General features: G+C 69.0%; 19 protein-coding genes. 13 read left to right on the top strand and 6 right to left on the bottom strand.

The features are described from left to right. Window positions 1–136: 136 nt before the first annotated feature. From Q0C41_RS19615 to Q0C41_RS19585, 7 genes are all read left to right on the top strand, one after another. Window positions 137–1,222, top strand: coding sequence for a carboxymuconolactone decarboxylase family protein (locus Q0C41_RS19615; protein ID WP_291986559.1), 1,086 nt, complete (start codon window positions 137–139; stop codon window positions 1,220–1,222). A gap of 184 nt (window positions 1,223–1,406) precedes the next feature. Further along, a complete protein-coding gene (gene acs, locus Q0C41_RS19610) occupies window positions 1,407–3,371 on the top strand; it encodes an acetate--CoA ligase (RefSeq protein WP_291986557.1) in 1,965 nt (654 codons plus the stop codon). After that, the gene (locus Q0C41_RS19605; RefSeq protein WP_291986555.1) at window positions 3,368–3,847 is read left to right on the top strand and encodes a DUF2867 domain-containing protein; all 480 of its coding nucleotides are present in this window, start codon (window positions 3,368–3,370) and stop codon (window positions 3,845–3,847) included. The genes acs and Q0C41_RS19605 overlap by 4 nt, the downstream gene beginning before the upstream one ends. Window position 3,848: 1 nt before the next feature. Then, entirely contained in the window at window positions 3,849–4,421 is a 573-nt protein-coding gene (locus Q0C41_RS19600) for a hypothetical protein (RefSeq protein WP_291986554.1), read from the top strand. A gap of 259 nt (window positions 4,422–4,680) precedes the next feature. Continuing rightward, window positions 4,681–5,385, top strand: coding sequence for an ABC transporter ATP-binding protein (locus Q0C41_RS19595; protein ID WP_291986552.1), 705 nt, complete (start codon window positions 4,681–4,683; stop codon window positions 5,383–5,385). A 39-nt stretch (window positions 5,386–5,424) separates the two neighbouring features. Further along, a complete protein-coding gene (locus Q0C41_RS19590) occupies window positions 5,425–6,408 on the top strand; it encodes a GDSL-type esterase/lipase family protein (protein WP_291986550.1) in 984 nt (327 codons plus the stop codon). 14 nt (window positions 6,409–6,422) lie between these two features. Then, window positions 6,423–7,250 (top strand): glutaminyl-peptide cyclotransferase, encoded by an 828-nt coding sequence (locus Q0C41_RS19585; RefSeq protein WP_291986548.1) that lies wholly within the window; start codon window positions 6,423–6,425, stop codon window positions 7,248–7,250. Here the strand turns inward: Q0C41_RS19585 and Q0C41_RS19580 are convergent. The 3 genes from Q0C41_RS19580 to Q0C41_RS19570 all read right to left on the bottom strand — a co-directional run bounded on the left by Q0C41_RS19580 (window position 7,237) and on the right by Q0C41_RS19570 (window position 9,738). After that, complete coding sequence (locus Q0C41_RS19580; protein ID WP_291986546.1) at window positions 7,237–7,635, bottom strand: VOC family protein; 399 nt, start codon at window positions 7,633–7,635, stop codon at window positions 7,237–7,239. The two genes, Q0C41_RS19585 and Q0C41_RS19580, sit on opposite strands and share 14 nt — an antisense overlap. A gap of 211 nt (window positions 7,636–7,846) precedes the next feature. After that, a complete protein-coding gene (locus Q0C41_RS19575) occupies window positions 7,847–8,734 on the bottom strand; it encodes an ATP-binding cassette domain-containing protein (protein ID WP_291986544.1) in 888 nt (295 codons plus the stop codon). Next, window positions 8,734–9,738: an ABC transporter ATP-binding protein gene (locus Q0C41_RS19570; protein ID WP_291986542.1), complete on the bottom strand. Its 1,005-nt coding sequence runs from the start codon at window positions 9,736–9,738 to the stop codon at window positions 8,734–8,736. The genes Q0C41_RS19575 and Q0C41_RS19570 overlap by 1 nt, the downstream gene beginning before the upstream one ends. A gap of 231 nt (window positions 9,739–9,969) precedes the next feature. On the opposite strand from Q0C41_RS19570, the gene Q0C41_RS19565 reads away from it, so the two are divergent. Next, window positions 9,970–10,263, top strand: coding sequence for a hypothetical protein (locus Q0C41_RS19565; protein ID WP_291986541.1), 294 nt, complete (start codon window positions 9,970–9,972; stop codon window positions 10,261–10,263). 115 nt (window positions 10,264–10,378) lie between these two features. Here the strand turns inward: Q0C41_RS19565 and gpmI are convergent, their stop codons facing one another. The 3 genes from gpmI to glgC form a co-directional block, all read right to left on the bottom strand. Beyond that, window positions 10,379–11,917: a 2,3-bisphosphoglycerate-independent phosphoglycerate mutase gene (gene gpmI / locus Q0C41_RS19560; RefSeq protein WP_291986539.1), complete on the bottom strand. Its 1,539-nt coding sequence runs from the start codon at window positions 11,915–11,917 to the stop codon at window positions 10,379–10,381. Between the two features lie 4 nt (window positions 11,918–11,921). Beyond that, complete coding sequence (eno, locus tag Q0C41_RS19555; RefSeq protein ID WP_291986537.1) at window positions 11,922–13,226, bottom strand: phosphopyruvate hydratase; 1,305 nt, start codon at window positions 13,224–13,226, stop codon at window positions 11,922–11,924. Window positions 13,227–13,343: 117 nt separating this feature from the next. Beyond that, complete coding sequence (gene glgC / locus Q0C41_RS19550; protein ID WP_291986536.1) at window positions 13,344–14,624, bottom strand: glucose-1-phosphate adenylyltransferase; 1,281 nt, start codon at window positions 14,622–14,624, stop codon at window positions 13,344–13,346. A gap of 233 nt (window positions 14,625–14,857) precedes the next feature. On the opposite strand from glgC, the gene Q0C41_RS19545 reads away from it, so the two are divergent. The 5 genes from Q0C41_RS19545 to Q0C41_RS19525 form a co-directional block, all read left to right on the top strand. Further along, window positions 14,858–16,030, top strand: coding sequence for a hypothetical protein (locus tag Q0C41_RS19545; protein ID WP_291986534.1), 1,173 nt, complete (start codon window positions 14,858–14,860; stop codon window positions 16,028–16,030). A gap of 75 nt (window positions 16,031–16,105) precedes the next feature. Then, the gene (locus Q0C41_RS19540) at window positions 16,106–18,049 is read left to right on the top strand and encodes a carboxypeptidase-like regulatory domain-containing protein (RefSeq protein WP_291986532.1); all 1,944 of its coding nucleotides are present in this window, start codon (window positions 16,106–16,108) and stop codon (window positions 18,047–18,049) included. A gap of 332 nt (window positions 18,050–18,381) precedes the next feature. Further along, window positions 18,382–21,249, top strand: a complete 2,868-nt coding sequence (locus tag Q0C41_RS19535) for an ATP-binding protein (protein WP_291986530.1) — start codon at window positions 18,382–18,384, stop codon at window positions 21,247–21,249. Between the two features lie 23 nt (window positions 21,250–21,272). Beyond that, window positions 21,273–22,694, top strand: a complete 1,422-nt coding sequence (locus tag Q0C41_RS19530) for a sigma-54 dependent transcriptional regulator (RefSeq protein ID WP_291986528.1) — start codon at window positions 21,273–21,275, stop codon at window positions 22,692–22,694. Window positions 22,695–22,814: 120 nt separating this feature from the next. Further along, window positions 22,815–23,634, top strand: an 820-nt coding sequence (locus Q0C41_RS19525; protein ID WP_291986526.1) for a CHASE3 domain-containing protein, incomplete at its 3' end; no start/stop codon positions are given.

Raw genomic sequence — 23,634 nt, 5'->3', positions numbered from 1 at the left:
CCCTCGACGATCTTCTTCCTGAGTTCGCGCATCGCCTGGATCAGCGCCTGCTGGCGCGGATCGGCGGCGAGCTGCACCTTCTCCCCAGGCGGGGCGGTGGCCGCAGGAGCCGGCGCGGCGGTTGCACGGCCCCGACGTGCCCAACGTCGTGCGGGCGATGGGCAGCGTGCCGGAGGCCGTCGGGCCGATGGCCGACATGGTGCGCGCCGTGCTCTTCGAGGGGTCGGTGGCCACGTCGACGCGGGCGGCCATGGGGCTGCGCGTGGCGCAGCTGGTCCGCAGTCCCTACGTCGCCGCGCACATGGTGCGCGTCATCGCCGCGTCGCCCGACCAGCAGGCCTGGAGGCCCTTCTTCCGCGACAACCAGGCGGCCGGCCTCACGCCGCGGCAGCGCCAGGCCATCGCCTATGCCGAATCGCTCACGCGCGACATCCACGGCGTGACCGACGAGCAGTTCGCGCAGGTGCGGGCCCACTTCACCGACAACGAGGTGGTGGAGCTGACGATCGTCACCGCCTTCTTCAACCACCTCGTGCGCTTTGCCGAGGCGACGCGCCTTCCGGTCGAGCCGTGGGCGTTCGAGCCGCCGTCGACGCCGCTGCCCTTCGTCGTCGACATCAAGGCCGCACCGCGCGTCGGCCTCATCTCCGACGCCGAGATTGCCGCGACGACGGCGGCGGCCGCGGCGGCCACGGACGCCGCCGCGCAGAAGGGCGGCCTCGGGCTCGGCATGGCCAACTCCATGCGGGCGATGTTCCGGGCTCCGGCGCTCGCGACCCCCTGGCGCGCCCTCGGCACGGCCCTGCGCGAGCACGAGCAGGTGGGGCGCGACGTCAAGCTCCAGGTGTCGCTGGCGGTCTCGACGATGAACGGGTGCCGCTACTGCGTGCGCCACCAGGTGCTCGGGCTGCGCCGTATCGGCGTCGATCCCGCGCGCCTCGTCGCCCTGCAGAAGGACGATGCAGCCCTGACGCCGCGCGAGCGACGCGCGGTCCTCTTCGCCCGGCAGGTCACCGAGGCCCCGACGTCGGTCACCGACGCCGACTGGACCGCCCTGACCACGGAGTTTGGCCCACGAGGGGCCATCGAGGTCCTCCTGCAGACCTGCACGTTCGCCTTCATGAACCGCTTCACGGACGGCCTCATGCTGCCGTCCGAAGACGAAGCCATCAAGGTCTATCAGGAAACGTACGGCTCGGCCAAGGGACCGTTGTCAAAGTAGAAAGCGCAAAAAGCGCAAACAGGGCAAAAAGACAGAGCCGAAGACGGAAGGGGAAAGGAACACGGAGGAAAAGGCCGAAGGGTGTGAGACTTTGCCCGTTCCCCTTGACCCTTCCCCCTTTCCGCCCTGCCGTTTTGCCCTTTTTGCCCTGTTCGCCCTTTTTACTTTGATAGCATCTCCGCCCATGGCGGAGCCCTCTTCTCCCGATATCCAGGCGTTGCTCGACGAACAACGCACCTTCCCTCCCTCTCCGGAGTTCACCAGCACGGCCAACGTGCGCGACCGGGCCGTGTATGCGCAGGCGGCGGCCGATCCCGAGGCCTACTGGAAAGCCCAGGCCGAACAGCTCGAGTGGATCGAGCCGTTCACGACCGTGCTCGAGTGGACCCCCCCGGATGCGCGGTGGTTCGTCGGCGGCAAGCTCAACGCCTCGGTCAACTGCGTCGACCGGCATGTCCGGAACGGCCGGCGCAACAAGGCGGCGATCATCTGGGAGGGCGAACCCGGTGACCGTCGGACCCTGACCTACTTCGACCTGCAGCGCGAGGTGAACCTCGCGGCCAACGTCCTCAAGTCGCTCGGCGTGAAGCGCGGCGACCGCGTGGCGATGTACATGCCGCTCATCCCCGAGCTGGCCATCGCCATGCTCGCCTGCGCCCGCATCGGCGCCATCCACACGGTGGTGTTCGGCGGCTTCAGCGCCGAGGCGCTCGCCGACCGCATCAACGACTGCCAGTGCACGCTGCTGGTCACCGCCGACGGCGGCTACCGGCGCGGCTCGCTGCTGCCGCTCAAGCAGATCGCCGACGAGGCCCTCAAGCACGCCCCGTCGGTCAAGAACGTCCTCATCGTCAAGCGCGATTCGTCGGATCGCTTCCCGGTGCACGTCACCGAGGGGCGCGACCACTGGTACCACCGCATCGTGCAGGACGTGCAGAACTGGTGCGAACCCGAGGCGATGGACAGCGAGGACATGCTGTACATCCTCTACACCTCCGGCACCACCGGGAAGCCGAAGGGCATCGTCCACACGACGGGCGGCTACCTCACCGGCACGATGGCCACCACGAAAGCCGTCTTCGACCTGAAGGACGACGACGTGTACTGGTGCACGGCGGACATCGGGTGGGTGACGGGGCACAGCTACGTGGTGTACGGGCCGCTGGCGGCCGGGGCCACGCTGCTGATGTACGAAGGCGCCCCCGACTGGCCGGAGCGCGACCGCTTCTGGAGCCTGATCGAACGCCACGGCGTGACGATCTTCTACACCGCGCCGACGGCCATCCGGGCCTTCATGCGCTGGGGCACGGAACTGCCCGCGAAGCACGATCTCAGCAGCATCCGTCTGCTCGGGTCGGTGGGCGAGCCGATCAATCCGGAAGCGTGGATGTGGTACCACGAGTTCATCGGCGGCAAGCGCTGCCCGATCGTGGACACGTGGTGGCAGACCGAAACCGGCCAGATCATGATCACGCCGCTGCCGGGCGTCACCACCACCAAGCCGGGATCGGCGACACACCCGTTCCCGGGCATCTCGGTGCAGATTCGCAACGAGAAGGGCGAGCCGGTCACCGTCGGCGGCGGTCTGCTGACCATCGACAAGCCCTGGCCGGCGATGCTGCGCGGCATCTACGGCGATCCCGAGCGCTACGCCGCGACCTACTGGAGCAAGTGGAAGGACGGCGCCTACTTCGCCGGTGACGGCGCGCGGGTCGATGCCGACGGCTGCATCTGGCTGCTCGGCCGCGTCGACGACGTGCTGAACGTCAGCGGGCACCGTCTCGGCACGATGGAGATCGAGAGCGCGCTCGTCGATCACCCGTCGGTGGCGGAAGCGGCGGTGGTCGGCCGCACCCACGACATCAAGGGGCAGTCGATCACGGCGTTCGTCACGCTCAAGGACGGGCAGCACAGCTCGTTCGCGATGGTCGAGGCGCTGCGCGAGCACGTGGTGAAGAAGATCGGCGCCCTGGCCCGGCCCGAAGAGATTCACTTCGCGGCCGACCTGCCCAAGACCCGCTCGGGCAAGATCATGCGCCGGCTGTTGCGGGACATCGCCGAAGGCAAGGCGATCGGCGACACGACCACGCTGGCCGACCCGAACGTGGTGGCCAAGCTGAAGTCCCAGTACGAGACGCAGGAGGATTGAGCGGCGACGCCCTGCTGCCGTTCGTCGATGCCTGGAGCATCGACATCGAGGCGCCGCCCCGGGTGGTCTGGGACGCCGTGCTGGCGTTCGCGCCCGGGGCCACCCCTTCGATCTGGCTGCGGGCGTTTGCCTGGCTCTGGCGGGCCAGGCCGGCCGCCAGCAACGGTCTGGCGTCTCATGTGCTCGGGGCCGAACGCCCCGGGTTCGCCGTGTCCATGGTGGTGCCGCCCGCCACGTACGCGCTGGCGGGCCGGCACCGATTCGCCCGGTACCAGCTCGTCTTCCGGATCGGGCAACGCGGACCGGGGCAGTCTCGTCTCACCGCCGAGACGTACGCGACCTTCCCCGGCACCGCGGGTCGCCTCTACCGCATGCTCCTGGTGGACGCCAGACTGCACGGCCTCGTGATGTGGGCCATGGTGCGCCTCGTGCGGCGACGGGCCGAAGCCGACGCGCGCCGGCAAGGCGAGACATAGCGTGACCGAGCCCTCCTCCCCCCACCTCTCGCGTCGGATCTGGCTGTACGCCCCGCTGGCCGTGCTGGCCCTGCTGGTCGTCCTGTGGCTCGTGTCCTCGCGCCGCGAGGCGCCGCCACCCGCGGTGGCCACCGCCCCGGACGGCCCGGCGGCTCTGCCGCCCGTGCTGGCCGAGACGGTCGGCGAGGAGGGTCACCTGGCGATCGGCATCGTGTCGCTCGACCGCGTGGCCACCGATACCGTCGAGTTGCGGCTGGCCGTGACCAACACCAACCAGCCCGGCACGCCGGCCCTCGACATCGCCCAGCGGTTCAGTGCCGACGGCCCCGACCGGGGCACGCTGGCCGAGATCTACCTGGCCGACCTGTCGCACGAGCACAAGTTCTTCGTCCTGCGCGACAGCGCCAACGCCCCGCTCGGCAGCCGCGACGTCACCCCCCTGGCCGCCGGAGAACGCCGCATCCTCTGGGCGCGCTACCCCGCGCCGGGCGACGACGACGTCGAAGTGGTCGTGCACGTGCCCCACGCCGAACCGATGCCGAATGTGCCCGTCGGGCAGCGGACAGCACCGTAGAGACACTCGATAAAGGTCAAAAGGGCAAGAAGGGCAAACAGGGCAAAACGACACAACCGAAGGCAAAACAGCCAAAGGCGCCAAGATCACAAAGGCCCCAAGGCTTCCTTCGTCTTTCCCCTTCCGCCATCCCCCCTTTCCTCTTTCCTCTTTCCGCCCTGTCTTTTTGCCCTCTTGGCCCTTTTCGCCCATTCTTCTTTGACGGTGTCGTGGCCGCCCCGGAACTCGCGATGGCGGCCTCCCGTACTAAGCTGATGCCATGCCCCTGATCGAGACTCGTGACCTCTGGAAGACCTATGTGATGGGTTCGGAGGAGATCCACGCGCTGCGTGGGGTCTCCATGGAGATTCAGCGGGGCGAGTACGTCGCGATCATGGGCCCCTCCGGATCGGGCAAGTCCACCCTGATGAATCTCATCGGCTGCCTGGACACCCCGAGCAAGGGCACCTACCTCCTGAACGACAAGGAGGTCAGCCGGATGGATGACGATGAGTTGGCGCGGATCCGGAACGAGGAAATCGGGTTCGTCTTCCAGACCTTCAACCTGCTGCCGAGAGCCTCTGCCCTCCACAACGTCGAACTGCCGCTGGTCTACGCCGGTGTGAGCGGGGCGGAGCGGGCCGAGCGGGCCAAGGCCGCGCTCACCAAGGTGGAACTCGAGCACCGCATGGGCCACAAGCCCAACGAACTCTCGGGCGGCCAGCGCCAGCGCGTGGCCATCGCGCGCGCGCTCGTCAACAACCCGTCGATCCTGCTCGCCGACGAGCCGACGGGCAATCTCGACTCGAAGACCGGTGTCGAGATCATGGCGTTGTTCGAGCGCCTCCATCAGGCTGGCAACACCATCGTCCTCGTCACGCACGAACCGGATGTCGCCGCGCATGCCCATCGCGCGATTCACATCCGCGACGGGCAGGTCGAGAAGGACGTCACGCGGAGTGCCATGGTCGGCGCCTCGCACTGAGGTAGCAATCCGACGTGGCCAGCGCGAGAATAGGGGCAGATGCGCCTCGTCCTCGCCACCATGGCCGCTGGCGCCGCCGTGAGCCTCGCCGCGTGCGGCGGCGGCTCGTCCGCGCCCTCCACGCCGACACAGCCCACCACGCCTGCACCGACACCCGTCGCGCTGACGCTCGGGTGCCCGCCGCCCCTCGCGGCGCGGACGACGACCGGCCAGCCCATTCCGCTCGCATATCCGGAGCCCCAGGCCTCGGGAGGCACGGCGCCGCTGGCCGTGTCGTGCGCGCCGCCGGTGGGGACCCCGGCGCCGGTCGGCCAGACGACCGTCACCTGCACGGCGACGGATGCGCGGGCGCAGACGGCGACGTGTGCGTTCGCGGTGACCGTGGCGGTGGCACCCACCCTGACCGTCGACCGCTTCCTGGCGCTGGGGGACAGCTTCACGTTCGGCACCACGTCGCGCGCCCTGGAGCGAGCACTGCCCGGCGACACGTACACCCAGAAGCTGGAGTTCCTGCTGCGGGAGCGCTACCCCGATCAGGCGTTCACGCTCGCCAATGCCGGCGTTCCGGGGCAGTTCATGGATCAGATCGAGGACCGCTACCCGGCGGCGCTGCGCCAGAGCAATGCGCAGGTGCTGATCCTGCAGGGCGGCGCGAACGACCTCAACACCGAGGGAGCGCGCTCCATCGGCGATATCGTGTCGCGTCTCGAGCGCATCACACGTGATGCCCAGGGGCGGCGCGTGTCGGTGATCCTCGCGACGCTCACGCCGCAACGCCCGGGGTCGACGAAGGGGACGACCGCGCCGGCCGTGGTTCGCGAGGTCAACGCGCGCATCCTCGACCTCTGCCGCCGCTATCAGACCGGCTGTGCCGACCTGTACACGGCCTTCGGCGGCGAGCAGTCGCCGCTCATCGGCAGCGACGGCCTGCACCCGACCCTGGCCGGCTACGACCTCATCGCCGAGACGTTCTTCGAGGTCATCCGCCGCCAGTTCGAGCGGACGGCCACGCCACCGTCGTAATACTCTTGTCCCCCATGCGCCGTTCGATCCCGGGTCGTCTTGCCCTCGTCCTGCTTGTCGGGTCCTCGCTGGCCGTCGCGTGCGGTGCCTCGTCGTCGGCCCCGCCGGCGCCGCAGGCCCAGGCGGCCGCGGTCGTGCCAGGTGTCGAGCAGTACACCTACCAGATCGTCCGCAGCCATCCCCATGACCCGGCGTCGTTCACGCAGGGGCTGACCATCGCGGACGGGCAGGTGTACGAAGGCACCGGACTCCATGGCGAGTCGTCGCTGCGGCGAGTCGACCTGCAGACCGGGGCGGCGCTGCAGCGGATCGCACTCGACAGCCGGTACTTCGGCGAGGGCATTGCCGTCGTCGGCGACCGCATCGTGCAGCTCACCTATCAGACCGGCGTCGGCTTCGTCTACGACCGCAAGACCTTCGCGACGCTGAAGGAGTTCACGTACAAGGGCGAGGGCTGGGGCCTGACCTACGACGGGCAGCGGCTCATCATGAGCGACGGCACCGACACGCTGCGCTTCTGGCACCCCGAGACGCTCGAGGAGGTCGGCCGCCTGCGCGTGCGCGACGGCGACACGGCCATCGAGCGCATCAACGAACTCGAGTTCGTCGACGGCGCGATCTACGCCAACATCTGGCAGGAAGAGCGCATTGCGCGCATCGACCCGGCGACGGGCGTCGTGACCGCCTGGATCGACATGTCGAACCTGCTGACGGCCACCGAACGCTCCCGCGGCGTGGACGTCCTCAACGGCATCGCCCACGACCCGAAGACGGGCCACTTCCTCATCACCGGGAAGTTGTGGCCCTGGGTCTTCGAGGTCCGATTCGTCAAGAAGGGCTGACGGGTCGCTTCTCTTCCATCAGGCCGAGCAGGTTGCCGGAGGGATCGCGGAAGAACGCCATCCACAGCTCGTGGTCGGGCATCACCGCGACGCAGTGGGCGCCCTTCTCGAAGGTGGCGCCGCCCTGCCGCAGGGCCGCTTCCACTTCGACGATGCCTGCCACCGTGAAGTAGAGCACCGAGGCCGTCCCCGCCGGGCCGGGCCCGTCTTCCGGCAGCGTCAGCATCAGACGCACGTCACCGGCGCGGAAGAAGGCCAGGGACGGCGGCGCCTGGAAGAGCAGCGCCAGTCCCAGCACGTCGCGATAGAACGTGACGGCGGCGTCGATGTCGTGCACCGTGAGCGCGATTTGCCCCAGCGGGGCGGCAGTCAGAGGTCCGGGCATGCGCGGGAAGGTAACACATCGGAATGCCGCGATGCCGAATGCCGAATGCCGTCATGCGGACATACGGGAATGACGGCACCCCAAAGGACAGAAGGACAGAAGGCTGGAGGCGTCGGGCGTGGACCGTGGGTAGGGCCGGCTCTCCGAGCCGGCCGTCATCGACAGCGCGTGATGCTCGCCGCTTGGTGGCGGCCCGTTCGGAGAACGGGCCCTACCCGAGTTCGCCAAGCCGCGAGAAATGGCCGGGGGCGACTTCGACGAGGGGCGCCTCGAGGTCGACGCTGGCCGGGTCGAACGTGATCCGCTGCGGCGGGACGTCCGGATCGGGCACCGGCACGGCGGAGAGGAGGGCCTGCGTGTACGGGTGGGTGGGCGTGTCGAACAGCGCGCCGACCGGCGCGAGTTCGACGATGCGGCCCCGGTACATGACGGCCACGCGGGTGCAGATGTGGCGCACCAGCCGCAGGTCGTGCGAGATGAACAGGTAGGTCAGCGACAGTTGCTGCTGCAGGGACGCCAGCAGGTTGACGATCTGGGCCTGCACCGACACATCCAGCGCCGAGACGGGTTCGTCGGCGACGATGAACGAGGGTTCCAGGGCGAGGGCGCGGGCGATGCCGATGCGCTGTCGCTGTCCACCGCTGAACTCGTGCGGATAGCGTGTGAGCACGTCGCGGTCGAGCCCGACCAGTTCGAGCAGTTCCGCGGCGCGCGCGTGTCGCCAGGTCGGGGTGCCGACCTTGTGGATGTCGAGCGGTTCCTCGAGGATCGTCGAGACGCGATGGCGGGGGTTGAGTGAGGCGTACGGGTCCTGGAAGACCATCTGCATCTGTCGTCGCCGCGCCCGCAGCGCCGTCCGGTCCAGCGCCAGCACATCGTCGCCGTTGAAGAAGACGCGTCCGGTGGTGGGTTCGATCAGCCGCAGGATGCAGCGGCCGGTCGTGGTCTTGCCCGAGCCCGATTCCCCCACCAGCCCGAAGGTCTCGCCGGCCTCGATGGAGAAGCTGACGTCGTGCACGGCATGCGTGACGCGCGGCGCCCGCCACAGGGCGCGCTGCTCGTAGCGTTTGCCGAGGTACTGCACGTCGAGGAGCGGCATCAGTCCGTCGGGAGCCCGGCCGCATGGTCGGCGGCCAGTTGCTGGGCCTCGCGCACGAGCAGGCAGCGCGAGGCATGCCCCTCGGACACGGCGTACATGGCCGGCACCTCGGCGAGACAGGCGTCGTGGCGCCAGGCGCATCGCGGCGCGAAGGCGCATCCCGGCGGCATCTGCTGCAGGGACGGCACCTGCCCCTCGATGGGCTCGAGTCGACGCGCGCTGTGGGTCGACCCTGGCATCGCCCGCAGCAGGGCCTGCGTGTAGGGATGGGCCGGCGCCTTGAACAGCGCCCGCACCGGCGACTCCTCGACGATCCGGCCGGCGTACATCACCGCGACGCGATCGGCCGTGTGCGCAACGACGCCCAGGTCGTGGGTGATGAGCAGCAGGGACAGCCCGAAGTCGTGCTTGAGCTGCCGCAGCAGGTTCAGGATCTCGGCCTGGATCGTCACGTCGAGCGCGGTGGTGGGCTCGTCGGCGACGATCAGCGACGGGCGGCAGCAGAGGGCGAGCGCGATGAGTGCCCGCTGGCGGAGTCCCCCGGATAACTGGTGGGGATACTCGGCGAAGCGCCTGGCCGGGTCGTCCATCCGAACGGTGGCCAGCAGTTCGAGGGCGGTGGCCTTCGGGTTCGCGCCGCCGAGACCGTGCACGGTCATCGCCTCGACCAGCTGACTGCCGATGGTCAGCACCGGGTTCAGCGCGCTCATGGGTTCCTGGAAGATGAGCGAGATCTTCGCCCCACGGACCCGTTCCATCTCGGCCTCGGGGAGGTCCATCAGGTTGCGCCCCTCGAGCTGGATCTCGCCGCCGAGGATGCGCCCGGGCGGCGGCACCAGCCGCAGGAGCGAATAGGCGGTCAGCGACTTGCCGCTGCCGGACTCGCCGACCAGCGCCAGCGTCTCGCCTTTGGCAATGTCGAAACTCACGTCCTGGACGGCGGGCACCCACCGGTTGCCCATGGGAAAGCCGGTCGAGAGATGTCGGACGGAGAGCAGGGGCATCGCGGCCCGGGCATCGTACCAGACCGCATTCCGTCCGGCCGTCGGCAGGCGGCTATCCGTCGTCGCGCCGGTCGACATCGCCCGGTTCCCGGTTCCCGCTTTCCGGTTCCCGCTTCCCGGTTGCCTGCGGCCTGTTCGGCCGATACAATCGGGCCAGATTCCGTCAACCAACCTCCAGACGCCTCCTCTAATGAACAGCGCTCCTGCCTGCGTGCCGGAAGGGAGTTCAGTGTGGACGACACCGTGAATCGACTGGCGAAGGAACTGGCAGAGGCCATGGCCGACGCCGTGGCCTCTGATCCACGTGTGGAAGCCTGCCGAGCGCGCGCGCGCGAGGCCGGGTACGACCTGCGGGTGACGCTCGACGCCGAGATCGGGTTCGCGACCAGAGCCGGCAAGCGGGCACGGAAAGTGGCGCTCACACGCCCGACCCACGCCACGCGACACGTCGCGATGACCGACAACGACCGACGCTTCCTGAAGTCGCTGCGCATCGCCCCCGATGCCGCGACCGAAGAAGTCTAGGGAGAACGACTCAAGGCTCTGGGCTCAGGGTTCAACCCAATGGGCTCAGGGATCGAGGCGCACGGCTCAGAAAGCTCTGTGAGCCCTGAGACGTGAGCCCTGAGTCTGTTCCACCTCAGTCGATGAGGCTCGTCCCCGTCATCTCCGCTGGCTGGGGCAATCCCAGCAGATGCAGCAGCGTCGGCGCCACGTCGGGCAGGGCGCCGTCGCGCAGCGCCTGGCCGGCGACCGCAGGCCCGACCAGGATGAGCGGCACCAGGTTGGTCGTGTGCGCGGTGTGGGGGGCGTTGAGCTCGTAGTCCCACATCTGCTCGGCGTTGCCGTGGTCGGCGGTGACCAGCGCGGTGCCGCCGGCAGCCAGCAGCGCGTCGATGCAGCGCCCGAGGCAGCCATCGACGGCCTTGATGGCCGCAATCGCCGCCTCGAGCACGCCCGTGTGTCCGACCATGTCCGGATTGGCGAAGTTGCAGATGATGACGTCGTGCTTGTGGTGGGTGACGCTGTCGACGAAGGCGTCAGCCACGCCAGCCGCACTCATCTCCGGCTGCAGGTCGTACGTGGCCACCTTCGGCGACGGCAGCAGCACGCGGTCCTCGCCTGCGAAGGGCGTCTCGATGCCGCCATTGAAGAAGTACGTGACGTGCGGGTACTTCTCCGTCTCCGCCAGGCGCATGTTGGTGAGGCCGTGCGCCTGCAGCACTTCGCCGAAGTACTGCGTGGCCGACTGCGGCGGGAACGCGATGGGGAAGGGGTACGTCGCGTCGTACTCCGTGAACGTCGTCAGCGCCACCTTCGGCCGGTTCGGCGTCGGGAAGCCGTCGAAGTCCGGCATCAGCAGGGCGCGGATGATCTGCCGGGCGCGATCGGCGCGGAAGTTGAAGAACACCACCGCATCGCCGTCGGCCAGCGGACCGACGGGCTGCCCGGCCCCGTCGACCAGCGTGGCCGGGAGGATGAACTCGTCGGTGATGTTCTTCGAGTAGGCCTCCTCGATCACGGCCGAGGCCGAGGACCCGAACGGCGCCGTGCCGGTGACGATGGCGTCGTAGGCGAGCTTGACGCGTTCCCAGCGCTTGTCGCGGTCCATCGCGTAGTAGCGCCCCGAGACGCTGGCGATGCGACCGCCGGTCCTGGCGAGCACGGCTTCCAGATTGCGCACATAGCCGCGGCCACCGTTGGGCGAGGTGTCGCGTCCGTCGGTGATGACGTGCACGAACACGCGCGGCGCGCCCATCTCGTGGGCGAGATGGAGCAGCGCGTGCAGGTGGGCCTCGTGGCTGTGCACGCCGCCGTCCGAGAGCAGGCCGAGGAAGTGGACGGCCGTGCCGGCGTCGATGGCGGCCTGGATGGCGGCGCGCAGCGCCGGCGTCTGCCTGAACTCGCCGTCGCTGATCGCCTTGTCGATGCGCGTGAGGTCCTGATAGACGGTGCGCCCCGCCCCGAGGTTGGTGTGGCCGACCTCGGAGTTGCCCATCTGGCCGGCCGGCAGGCCGACGGATTCGCCGGAGGCCTGCAGGGTGGCGTGGGGATACGACGCCCAGAGTCTGGTGAAGACCGGCGGTTCGGCCAGCTTCACCGCGTTCTGGTCGGCCTCCTCGCGGAGGCCCCAGCCATCGAGGATGATGAGCGCCACGGGGGCGCGCTTGCTCGTCATGGGCCTAGGCGAGCGCCTTGATGGCGGCCTTGCCGGCGTACTTGGCGTTGCTGCCGAGGGCGGCCTCGATGCGCAGCAGCTGGTTGTACTTCGCCGTGCGGTCGCTGCGGCTGGCCGAGCCCGTCTTGATCTGGCCGGCGCGCGTGCCGACGGCGAGGTCGGCGATCGTGCTGTCCTCGGTCTCGCCCGAGCGGTGCGAGGCGATCGTGGTGTAGCCGGCGTCCCACGCAATCTTCATCGCGCGCAGCGTCTCGGTCACGGTGCCGATCTGGTTCAACTTGACGAGCAGCGAATTGCAGATGCCGGCCTCGATGCCCTCCGACAGGATCTTCGGGTTGGTCACGAACACGTCGTCGCCCACCAGCTGCACCTTGTCGCCGAGCGCCTCGGTCATCAGCTTCCAGCCGCGCCAGTCGCTCTCGGCCAGGCCGTCCTCGATGGAGCAGATCGGGTACTGACGCACCCAGTCGGCGAACAGCTCGACCATCTGCTCGCTCGAACGGGTCGGCGAGCCGGACTTCTTGAACACGTACTGCCCGTCCTGCCAGAGTTCGCTGGACGCCGTGTCGAGGGCGATCCACACCTGCTCGCCGGGCTTCAGGCCCGCCTTGGTGATGGCTTCCATGACGACATCGAGCGCGTCCTGGTTGCTCTTCAGGCTGGGCGCGAAACCGCCCTCGTCGCCGACGCCCGTCGACATGCCGCGCGCCTTCAGGATGCCGCGCAGCGTGTGGAAGATTTCGGCACCCCAGCGCAGGCCCTCCGAGAAGCTCGGCGCGCCGAGCGGCATCACCATGAACTCCTGGAAGTCGACGCTGCTGTCGGCGTGGGCGCCGCCGTTGAGGATGTTCATCATCGGCGAGGGGAGCAGATCGGCCGGGCCGCCGCCCGCCATCGCATGACGCAGCGCACCGATGTACTCGTACAGCGGCGCGCCCTTCTCGGCTGCCCCCGCGTGCAGGGCGGCCATCGAGACGCCGAGCAGCGCGTTGGCGCCGAGGCGGCTCTTGAACTCGGTGCCATCGAGTTCGATCATCGTGTCGTCGAGCGACGACTGGTCGAACTCCTTGCCGACGATCGCCTGCGCGAGTTCGCCGTTGATGTTGGCCACGGCCTTGCGGACGCCCTTGCCGAGGTAGCGGCTCTTGTCGCCATCGCGCAGTTCGAGCGCTTCACGCTCGCCGGTGGACGCGCCGGAGGGGACCGCGGCGCGGCCGAAGGCGCCGCCTTCGAGGGTGATGTCCACTTCGACGGTGGGATTGCCGCGCGAATCGAGAATCTCGCGTCCGATGACCTTCTGGATGATCACTGCTGCGTGCTCCTGTTGACGGGAAACTTCAAACGTCGAACTTCAAACGTGGGCCCTGGGCCCTGGGCCTTCGGCCTTGGTTCTTCGAGCCCTGAGCCCTGAGCCCTGAGCCTTGTTTTATCCGTGCTGCCCGCGCGCGTCGGCTTCCTGCTCGCGCTGGCGTTCGGTCTCCTCCGGCGTCGCCACGAACGGCTCTTCGTCGGTGGTCACCACCACCACGCCCTTGGCGGTGACGGTGTGCCGCTTGCGATCCTCCTCGAGGTCGTAGCCGATGATGGCGCCCCGCGGGATGAACACGTCCCGATCGATGATCGCGTTGCGGATCCGCGCGTGCCGGCCGACGCGGACGCCCGGCATCAGGATACTGCGCTCGATGTCGCAGTAACTGTGCACGCGGACGTTCGGGCACAGGATGCTGCCCCGGACCGAACTCCCGGAGACGATGACGCCGGACGAGATGATCGAGTCGAGGGCGTGCCCTCGTCGTCCCTCGTCGTTGAAGACGAACTTGGCCGGCGGCGCCTGCGGCATCCACGTCCGGATCGGCCACTCGGGGTCGTACAGATTGAAGTCCGGGTTCACCTGCACGAGGTCCATGTTGGCCTCGTAGTAGGCATCGAGCTCGCCGATGTCGCGCCAGTACTTGTTGGCCTTCTTGTTCTCGTCCGAGAACCGGTACGAGTAGACCGGCGCGTGCCCGATCAGCGACGGCAGGATGTCCTTGCCGAAGTCGTGCTTGCTGTCACGGCCGGCGTCGTCTTCGAGCGCCTTGATGAGGACGTCGGCCTCGAAGACGTAGATGCCCATCGAGGCCAGGGCCACGCCGGGCATGCCCGGGATCGGCTTGGGCTCGGCCGGCTTCTCCTCGAAGCCGATCAGCCGTTCCTCCTCGTCGACCTGGATGACCCCGAAGCGGCGGGCGGCCTCCTCGACCGGCACCTCGTAGGTGGCGACCGTCGCGGCGGCGCCCTTCTCGATGTGCCAGCGCAGCATCTTCGAGTAGTCCATCTTGTAGATGTGGTCGCCCGACAGGATGACGACCCGGCTCGGCGACTCGCGAACCACCGAGTACAGGTTCTGATAGACGGCGTCGGCCGTGCCCAGATACCAGTTGTCGCTGACCCGCTTCTGGGGGGGCAGGATCTCGATGAACTCGCCGAGTTCCTCGGCCACCACGCTCCAGCCCTGCCGGATGTGGCGGTTCAACGACAGGCTCTTGTACTGCGTCACGATGAAGATGCGGCGCAGCCCGGCGTTGATGCAGTTGCTGAGGGTGAAGTCGATGATGCGGTACGGCCCGCCGAAGTACACCGCCGGCTTGGCGCGTTCCCTGGTGAGCGGAGAGAGGCGTTCGCCAACCCCCCCGGCCAGGACGATGACGAGCGAGTCATTGAGCATGGGCCACCCGGTCCAGTGTGCCTGGCGGCCGGCCGACCTGGGCGGGCTGCCACGCGGAAAATGCGCTCCTGGCGCGAAGGGCGGGGCACGGCCGCGGCCCCGGGGTGGGACCGCCGATCGACCCCGGCGTCAGCACCCGGATCATATATCCGCCACACCGTTCCGTTTCCGGGGGGATGTGCCCTATGATCCGAAGGCTTGGGCATGCAGGAGCATGCCGGGGGAATTGACGCATGCGACAGATTCAGATGACGTGGCTCACGACCGGGCTCCTCGCCCTCGTCTTCGGGCTCAACCCGGTGCTCGCCCAGAAGAAGGACGACAAGGCCGCACCACCGGTGGACCCGAAGCAGGCCCTGATCAACGCCGTGGTCGGTGCGACCAACGAGGCCATGAAGGGCGCGGCCGGCACCAGCGTGTTCACGGCCGACCCGGTGGCCAGGACCGTGGTGGCCGACCCGGCCACGACCGTGGCCATGACGCTCGGCATCGACTACCTGAAGGCCTCGGACAACAAGATCTACGCGCCGTTCACGGTGACCCTCCAGCCTGACGTCATCGGCAAGGGCGGCAACCTGGGCGCGTACATCCGCCTCGCGCCCAAGGGCGCCGTGCCGCCCGAGGCGCCGCCTCCGCTGGACCCGAAGGCCCAGAAGGAGAAGGAGAAGCAGGACAAGAAGAAGAAGAAGGGCAAGGAGGCCCAGGACCTGGCCGGCCAGGCCGTCTCGGGCGTCGAGTACCCGTGGGAGGACTTCTACGAGCTGACGGCCGTGCCGCGCGGCCCCGGTGGGCCGCTGACCTTCAGCCGGCCGTTCAGTGTCGTGGCGGGCGAGTACGACGCCTACATCGCCGTGGCGGTCAAGGACCCCGTGGCCGCCCCAGGCCCGATGAAGATCGCCGTCCACAAGGCCACGATCACGGTGCCCAACTACTGGAGCGACGAGTTCCAGATCTCGACCGTCTTCCTTGCCAACAAGGTGACGCCGCTGGCCGAAGTGCCGTCGGGGGACGCCCAGAAGCTCAAGCCGTACGTCATCGGCAACCTCGAGGTCACGCCGACCGTGGACGGCAAGTTCACCAGCGCGGACGAGCTCTCGGTGTTCTTCATCATCTATGGCGTGGCGCTCGGAGACGACAAGAAGCCCGACGTCACCATCGACTGGCAGCCCTACAAGAAGGGGCCGCTCGGCGAGGCCAAGTTCCGTGGCGTGGCGCCCCAGAAGCTGAACGCGGAGACGCTGCCGCCGGGCTTCGACGTCGCGCAGGGCCACCAGCTGGTCGGCAGCCTCAACGTGCCGGTGTCGGCCTTCGAAGCGGGGGACTACCGTTTGGCCATCAAAGTGACGGACAATAAGTCCGGCAAGTCCCTGACCCACGACGTGGCCTTCACTGTCGCCGGCTCCTAGCCGGCAGCAGCTGGGCGGGACGTCCTGCGGGAGATCCCCGCGGTGCGTCCCTGTGGACCTGTCACTGGAGCACCCATGACCCGATCGGTGACGCTGACGGCGCTCGCACTCGGCCTGACCCTCGCCTCCACGGCGACGTCGCAGCCGCTCGTGCAGGCACGCGCGCACAGTGGCCCCGGGTCGGCCGTGCCCGGTGTCGACCTGGTCTCCGGTCGCATCGAGGGTGTGGTCACCGACGACCGCGGCGTCCCGATCTCGGGCGTGGCCGTCTCTGCCCTCGGTCCCGACGCCCTGTTCGGCGTCACCGACCAGGCCGGGCGCTTCGTCTTCTCCGCCGTCCCTGTCGGCACGTACCTGATCCGCGCCCAGCGCGCCGGCTTCCGGGCCTCCGCCCGCGAGTACGTCGATGTCGCGCCGGCGGGCAGCGCCAGGCACATCGTGCGCCTGGCTCGCCTCGGCGGCACCCCGACCGCGTCCTCGGGCGACGCCTCGGCCGACGCCCCACCCCCGGTCATCGCTGCCGGCTTCGGCGGCGCGACTGCCACCATCGCCCCCGCGCCCGGCGCCCGAAAGGCGGACGCCGACACCGACCACGACCACTCCCCCCGCTTGTGGCGGTTGCGCCACATGAAGCGGTCGGTCCTCCGCGATGCGCAGGGCCAGCTGGCCCTCGACGCCATCGAGGACGACCTCGAATGGATCGAGGAGCGGCTCGGCGCCTCCTCGGTCGAGGCCTCGGCCCGCAGCACCACGTCGTTCTTCGGTGGCGATGCCTCGCTCTCGGGGCAGATTCAGTTCCTCACCGCGACCGCCTTCGACGAGGGCCTCACGGGCGAGCCCACCTCGTGGGCCCCGATGCCCGCCGGCGTGGCCTACGCCACCCTCGGCGCGCCGATCGGCAACACCGGCGAGTGGTCCGTGCGCGGCGCCATCGGCCGCGGCGACATGTCGTCATGGATCGTGGCCGGCAACTACGTGCGGCCGACCGAGTCGCGACATGCGCTCGACCTCGGCGCGTCGTTCGCGCTCCAGAGCTTCTCGGACGAAACGCCCGCGGCCCTGCTGTCGGTCCCCGAGCGTCGTCGCGTCGCGGGCACGATCCACGCCTTCGACACGTGGCGCCTGCACAAGCGGGCCGTGGTCACCTACGGCACGCGGTACGCCTACCACGACTATCTGGATCGGCCGACGCAGCTCAGCCCGAGCGTCTCGATGTCCGTGTCGCCCCTCGACAAGACGTGGGTGCGGGTCGCCGTGACCCAGCAGATGCTGGCGCCCGGGGCCGAGGAGTTCGACCCCCGCAACCTGTCGGCGTTCTCGATGCCGCCGCAGCGGACGTTCACGGCCGCCGCGGCAGGCGGTCGCCTCAGCTCGGAGCGTACCCGTCACCTCGAGGTCGGCCTCGAACGGCAGTTCGGGCAGTTCCTCGTGGGCGTGCGTCGCTTCGAACAGGCGGTCGACAACCAGCTCGTCGCGATGTTCGGCGTCGGCGCCCAGGGGCTGGCGCCGGATCTCGGTCACTACGCCGTGGCCAATGGCGGCAACGTCAACGCCGGCGGCTGGGTGTTCGGCCTCGCCCAGGACGCCGGTCCGCGCTTCCGCGGCTCGGTCGAGTACACGGTGGCGCGAGCGCAGTGGTTCGGCACCGGTGACCGCGGCGTCATCGCGGTGATGGCCCCCTCGGCCGATCGTGTCGGCAACGAGCGCATCCACGACGTGACCGCACGGGTCGTCACCGACGTGCCCGAAACCGCCACGCGCGTCGCCGCGACGTGGAAGGTCAACTCGGCGTTCTCACGCCGCAGCCCGTTGCTCGACGACGCCAGCACCGATGCCCGCTTCGACGTGCAGGTGTCCCAGCGTCTGCCCTTCCTGAGCGCGACCGGCGCCGACTGGGAACTGGTCGTCGCGGTCCGCAACCTGTTCCGCGATGGTCAGGCCGTCGGCTCGATCTACGACGAACTGCTCGTGATTCGCCCGCCGAAGCGCGTGGTCGGCGGCGTGCTCGTCAAGTTCTGAGTCGCCTGCGCGCCCCAGTGGCCAGCCCTCACGCAGGGCCACCCTCGTACGTGGGGAAGTGGCCCGACCGCACCGCGATCCAATAATCCGCCAGGCCGATCCCATTCCTTGGAGATGCATGCCGTCACGTTGGCAGTGAATCTCATTTCGTGCGCGATCACGCCAGTTTCACTTGCATGGCGCCAGCAGGATGTCGTCCGCACGTGGAACACCGTTTGCTAAATACATAGGGACACGAGGACACGGCGCCGCTCCCCCGGCCTGTCGCTTCGTCGACCGACCAACGAATGACCGAGGGACTCTGGCCTTCCTCCGCTGACGGACCCCGCCACGTGCAATGGGGTCGTGCCGCCCTTGCCGTGATCGTCACGGCGGTGCTGCTGACCCTTGTCGTGGCGAACATCGTCGTCCGCTTCTCGTGGGTCGAGGTCGAGGACGGGGTGCTGTGGGAGGCCCGCGCCGAGGGCATCGTGGCGGCGACGGTCGGGACGGAGGCCGCCGGGGCGCGTGCCGGCATCCTTTCCGGCGACGTGCTGGTGGCGGTCAACGGCCGGGGCATCGACCGCGTCGAGCAGGTGCTCGATGCCCAACATGGCAGTCAGCGCGGCCAACCCCTCTCCTACGTCATCTCGCGCGCCGGGTACGAGCGGCCGCTCCGCCTCGATCTCGAACCTCTCCCGGATGGCGCCCGGCTCCTGTACTACGCCCTGGCCGCCGTGGCGATCTTCGCGCTGCTGGTCGGCTGCTCGGTGCGCGTGCAGCGGCCGCGCGACCCGGCGACCCTGCACTTCTTCTGGCTGACCGTCGCCTTCTTCGGCGTCTGCGGCTTCTCCTACAGCGGCCGCCTCGATCGGCTCGACTGGTTCTTCTACTGGGCCGACGTGGTGGCGATGCTGGCGTTGCCGCCGCTGTTCGTCCATTTCGCGCTGGTCTTCCCGGAGCGTCAGGACGCCTGGAGCAAGACGCCCCGTGGCCGCGCGATGCTGCCGCTGCTGTACCTGCCGGCGATCGTGCTGGGCCTGGTGCGGGCGTCGGTCCTGTCGGCGGGCGCGCTGCCGGGAGACACCCTCGAGAACTGGGTCGTGGCGCTGGACCGGGCCGAGATGCTGCAACTGGTCGCGGCGCTCGTCCTCGGCCAGGCGATCATGACGCGCGCGCTCGGCAGCCTGCGCTCGGTCACCGCGCGGCGCCAGTTGCGCTGGATCGTCTGGGGCACGCTGGCCGGCGCCCTGCCGTTCGCGCTCTTCTACGGCCTGCCCTACGCCCTCGGCTACCAGCCCTGGGAAGCGCTCGGCCTGCTCGTCGTGCTGCTGGCGCTGGTGCCGCTGGCCTTCGCGTCCGCGGTCGTGCGCTACCGGCTGATGGACGTCGAGGTGATCATCAAGCGCACGGTCGTCTACGCGACGGTCCTGGCCGCGATCGCCACCATCTACACCATCACCCTGCGCTTCGCGAGCGACGTCTTCCTCGGCGGCTCGGAGCAGCACAACTCGGTCATCGCGATTCTGGCCACGCTGCTCGTCGTGCTGCTGGCGCCGATGGTCAAGAACGCCATCCAGACCGCGCTCGACTACGCCCACTATCGCGATCGCTACGACTACCGCCGCGCGCTGCTCGCCTTCGCCCGTGACCTCAATGCCGACCTCGACCTCGATCGCCTGACCGAGCGACTGGTCCAGCGCCTCGCCGACACGTTCGGCGTCGATCGCATCACGTTGTTCGTCGCCTCGTCACCCGGCGCCCACGACGGGTTCGCGGCGCACCGCGCCGTCGGGACGGCCCTCGAATCGGTGCCGGCGCTCAAGCGCTTCTCCGGCATCGGCACGCGCCTCGAGAGCGGGCAGGTCGTCAGCCTGGACGATCCGTTCACGGTGCGGCGGTTCTCGGCCGACGAGGTCCGCTTCTGGCGCGACTGCGGCCTCCACTACTTCGTGCCGTGCCTGGCCAAGGACGGCCCGATTGCCGTCATCGGCCTCGGGTCACGCCCGAGCGGCGAGCCTCTCAGCACCGAGGACCTCACGCTGCTCAACGCCGTCGCCGCCCAGGTGGCCACGGCGATCGAGAACGGCCGACTGTATCGCGCACTCCGCGAGAAGGCCGAGGAGCTGAACCGCATGCGCGAGTTCAGCGAGAACGTCGTCCAGTCGTTGCAGGATGGGCTGCTCGTGGCCGACCTCGACGGCGTCGTGCTGCACTGGAATCCGGCGATGGAGCAGATCGCCGGCGTGCCCTCGGCCCAGGCCGTCGGACGCCGGCTCGACGAGCTGTTCGATCCGGAGTTCCTCGCCGCGGTCCGGATGGCCGAGCGCGGCGGCACCGAAGCCGCCACCATCTACCGCACCCCGCTGGTGTCGCGCCACGCCGACGGCGCGCGCAAGCGCCTGGTCAACGCCGCGATGCACCCGCTGCGCACGTCGAGTTCGACGCAGGCGGGCTCGGTGCTGATGGTCGATGACATCACCTCGCGCGTGCAGCTCGAGGAGCAGCTGCAGATCTCCGAGAAGATGGCCTCGATCGGCCTGCTGGCCGCGGGCGTGGCCCACGAGGTCAACACGCCGCTGACCGGGATCTCGAGCTTCACCCAGATGCTGCTCGAGCAGGCCGACCCCGAGGATCCCCGGACGCGCCTGCTCGAGAAGATCGAGCGCCAGACCTTCCGCGCCGCCAAGATCGTCAACAGCCTCCTGCATCTGTCGCGGCCCGTGCAGAGCGAGACCGGTCCGGTCGACCTGCACGTGGTCATCAACGACGTGCTGTCGCTGCTCGAGCACCAGTTCCGGTCGGCGAGCGTGCAGGTGCGCAAGGACATGCAGGCTGACGCGCCGATGGTGCGCGCCGTCGAGCACAAGCTGCAGCAGGTGTTCCTCAACCTCTTCCTGAACGCCCGCGATGCGATGCCGAAGGGCGGATGGGTCACCATCGCGACGCGACGGGACGGGGATCACCTCTCCGTGGATGTCAGCGACACCGGTGCCGGCATTCCGAGCGAGCACCTCGCCCGCATCTACGACCCGTTCTTCTCGACCAAGCCGATTGGTCAGGGCACCGGGCTCGGCCTGTCCATCACCTACGGCATCGTGCAGGAGCATGACGGCACCATCGTCTGCGACAGCCAGGTGGGTCAGGGCACGCGATTCACGCTGTCCTTCCCGCTCCTGCGGCCTTCACGCGCCGAGTCGGCGGGGACGAGCGCCGGCTGAGGGCGCTCCCAGGACACACTGCCATGAGTACTGCCAGGGGAACGATCCTCGTCATCGACGACGAGGAGGTGATGCGCGAGGTGCTCGAGGCACTGCTCGAGCGTGAAGGCTACGACGTCCGCCTGGCCGTCAACGGCATGGAGGGGCTCGAGCTGGCCCGCGCCCACTCGTTCGACGCCGTCATCGTCGACGTCATGATGCCGGGCATCGACGGCCTGACCGTGCTCGGCGAGCTCCGGGCGATGGACGAGGACCTGCCCGTCGTGATGGTGACCGCCTTCGCGTCGGTCGAGACGGCGCTGTCGGCGATGAAGCGCGGCGCCTTCGACTACATCACCAAGCCGTTCAAGAACGACGAAGTGGCCGGCGTGCTGCGCAACGCCGTCGAGCGCACGCGGCTGTCGCGCGAGAACCGCATCCTCAAGCAGAACCTGCAGTCGCACGGCAGCAAGTTCGCCAACATCATCGGTCGCAGCAGCCGGATGCGGCAGGTGTTCGACCTGGTCATCCAGGCCGCCCCGAGCCGCTCGACCGTGCTGGTGTATGGCGAGAGCGGCACGGGCAAGGAACTGGTGGCCCGCGCGCTGCACAACAACTCGCTGCGCGCCGAGAAGGCCTTCGTCACGGTCAACTCGGGCAACCTGCCGCCCGACCTGCTCGAGAGCAACCTGTTCGGTCACGTCAAGGGCGCCTTCACCGGGGCCGTCGCGCCGAAGAAGGGCCTGTTCGAGATCGCCGACAAGGGCAGCATCTTCTTCGACGAGATCGGCAACGTGCCGCTGGAGACGCAGGCCAAGCTGCTGCGCGTCATCCAGGAACGCGAGTTCATGCGCCTCGGCGGCATCGACACCATCAAGGTCGACGTCCGCATCATCGCCGCCACCAACGTCGACCTGCGGACGATGGTCGACGACGGTCGCTTCCGCGAGGACCTGTACTACCGCCTCCACGTCATCACCGTCAACCTGCCGCCGCTGCGCTCGCGCAAGGAAGACATCCCCCTGCTCGTGCAGCACTTCCTCGAGAAGTACGGTGAGGAGAACAACCGGCGCGATCTCGAGCTGGCGCCCGAAGCCCTCGACATGCTGCTGGAGTACGACTGGCCGGGCAACGTGCGCGAACTCGAGAACGTCATCGAGCGCGCCGTCGTGCTGTGCCCCGGGCCGCGCATCGGGCCGGATCTGATTCCCGACACGGTCCGCATCACGCGCCGCTTCCAGATCCCCAACTTCGTGCTGCCGCCCGAGGGCATCTCCTTCAAGGAAGTCACGGGCGACTTCGAGCGCCGCCTGATCGAGACGACGCTCGAGGCGGCCGGCGGCGTCCAGAAGCGGGCCGCCGAGCTGCTCCACATCAAGCCGACGACGCTCAACGAGATGATCAAGCGCTACGACATCCGTCCCCGTCGCAAGAAGGGTGGCGACGAGGGCGAAGCGCTGAGGTAGCCAGCTCTGCAGCAGCAAGGATCTGCTTCCCTGAAGCAGGGTTCCGGGAGAGGATAGGCGCCTTGGACGCGGCTCCCGGCCATGAGACCTCACGGCATCCTCGCGCGCGCGATCGTTCTCGTGGCTGTCCCCAGCCTCATGCTGGTGGCCTTGATCGTGGCGTTCGTCATCGCGCTGCGACTGCATTCCCGGGCCCAGGAGTGGTCGCTGCACACGCGTGAGGTGCTCGACCACTCGCAACGGCTGCTGACGCAGCTGACCGACGCGCAGAACGGCGTCCGCGGCTACCTTCTCGTGCGGGACCCGAGCCTGGTGGCGCCCTACGAAGGCGTCCGACGCGACCTGCTCCGTACCCTCGATCGCCTGCATGTCCTGACGCGCGACAACCCCCCGCAGCATGCTCGCGCCGTCGAGCTGCGCACGCGGATCGCCGTCGTGCTGAACTTCTACGACGACATCGTCCCGGGCAGTCGCGGCGGCGGCCTGCCGATCGATGACGAGCGGGCCTTCGTCCAGCGTGGGCAGGAGGTGATGGACGGCATTCGTGGCGTCGCACGCGCCTTCGTCCTCGAGGAGCGCCGGCTCGACGACCTCCGCCGGGCCGACCTCCGGGCTGCCGAGCAGCGACTCTTCACGGTGGCCGTCACCGGCGCCGGCGCCTCGCTGTTTGCCGTGCTCGCGCTCGGCCTGTGGTTTCACCGGAGCATCGGGGACCGCGTCGGCCGCCTGACGACGACTGCGCGCACGCTCGCCGAGGGGCGGACGGCGGTCGACCCGATCAGCCGCGACGAACTGGCCGCCGTCGACCTGGCCCTGCACGAGATGGCCGACGCCATCGCCGGTCGCCAACGCGCGGGGGTGAGTGCGCTCGCCGATGCGGTCAGGCTGTTCTCCGCCGCCGGCAGCCGCGGCGCCGTCCTCGACGTCGCCGCGGAGCGGG

This window comes from Luteitalea sp. (genome assembly GCF_022842525.1).
Classification (GTDB): Bacteria; Acidobacteriota; Vicinamibacteria; order Vicinamibacterales; family Vicinamibacteraceae; genus Luteitalea.
Note: the sequence above shows the minus strand (reverse complement) of the source record. Positions and strands in the feature narration are given on the sequence as shown.

What these genes read in the sequence shown, in the direction of transcription:
- glgC (WP_291986536.1), bottom strand. Translation starts at nt 14,624, where the DNA reads ATGCTCAATGACTCGCTCGTCATCGTCCTGGCCGGGGGGGTTGGCGAA.
- gpmI (WP_291986539.1), bottom strand. Translation starts at nt 11,917, where the DNA reads ATGACGAGCAAGCGCGCCCCCGTGGCGCTCATCATCCTCGATGGCTGG.
- Q0C41_RS19595 (WP_291986552.1), top strand. Translation starts at nt 4,681, where the DNA reads ATGCCCCTGATCGAGACTCGTGACCTCTGGAAGACCTATGTGATGGGT.
- Q0C41_RS19570 (WP_291986542.1), bottom strand. Translation starts at nt 9,738, where the DNA reads ATGCCCCTGCTCTCCGTCCGACATCTCTCGACCGGCTTTCCCATGGGC.
- Q0C41_RS19585 (WP_291986548.1), top strand. Translation starts at nt 6,423, where the DNA reads ATGCGCCGTTCGATCCCGGGTCGTCTTGCCCTCGTCCTGCTTGTCGGG.
- Q0C41_RS19545 (WP_291986534.1), top strand. Translation starts at nt 14,858, where the DNA reads ATGCGACAGATTCAGATGACGTGGCTCACGACCGGGCTCCTCGCCCTC.
- Q0C41_RS19580 (WP_291986546.1), bottom strand. Translation starts at nt 7,635, where the DNA reads ATGCCCGGACCTCTGACTGCCGCCCCGCTGGGGCAAATCGCGCTCACG.
- Q0C41_RS19540 (WP_291986532.1), top strand. Translation starts at nt 16,106, where the DNA reads ATGACCCGATCGGTGACGCTGACGGCGCTCGCACTCGGCCTGACCCTC.
- Q0C41_RS19530 (WP_291986528.1), top strand. Translation starts at nt 21,273, where the DNA reads ATGAGTACTGCCAGGGGAACGATCCTCGTCATCGACGACGAGGAGGTG.
- acs (WP_291986557.1), top strand. Translation starts at nt 1,407, where the DNA reads ATGGCGGAGCCCTCTTCTCCCGATATCCAGGCGTTGCTCGACGAACAA.
- Q0C41_RS19590 (WP_291986550.1), top strand. Translation starts at nt 5,425, where the DNA reads ATGCGCCTCGTCCTCGCCACCATGGCCGCTGGCGCCGCCGTGAGCCTC.
- Q0C41_RS19575 (WP_291986544.1), bottom strand. Translation starts at nt 8,734, where the DNA reads ATGCCGCTCCTCGACGTGCAGTACCTCGGCAAACGCTACGAGCAGCGC.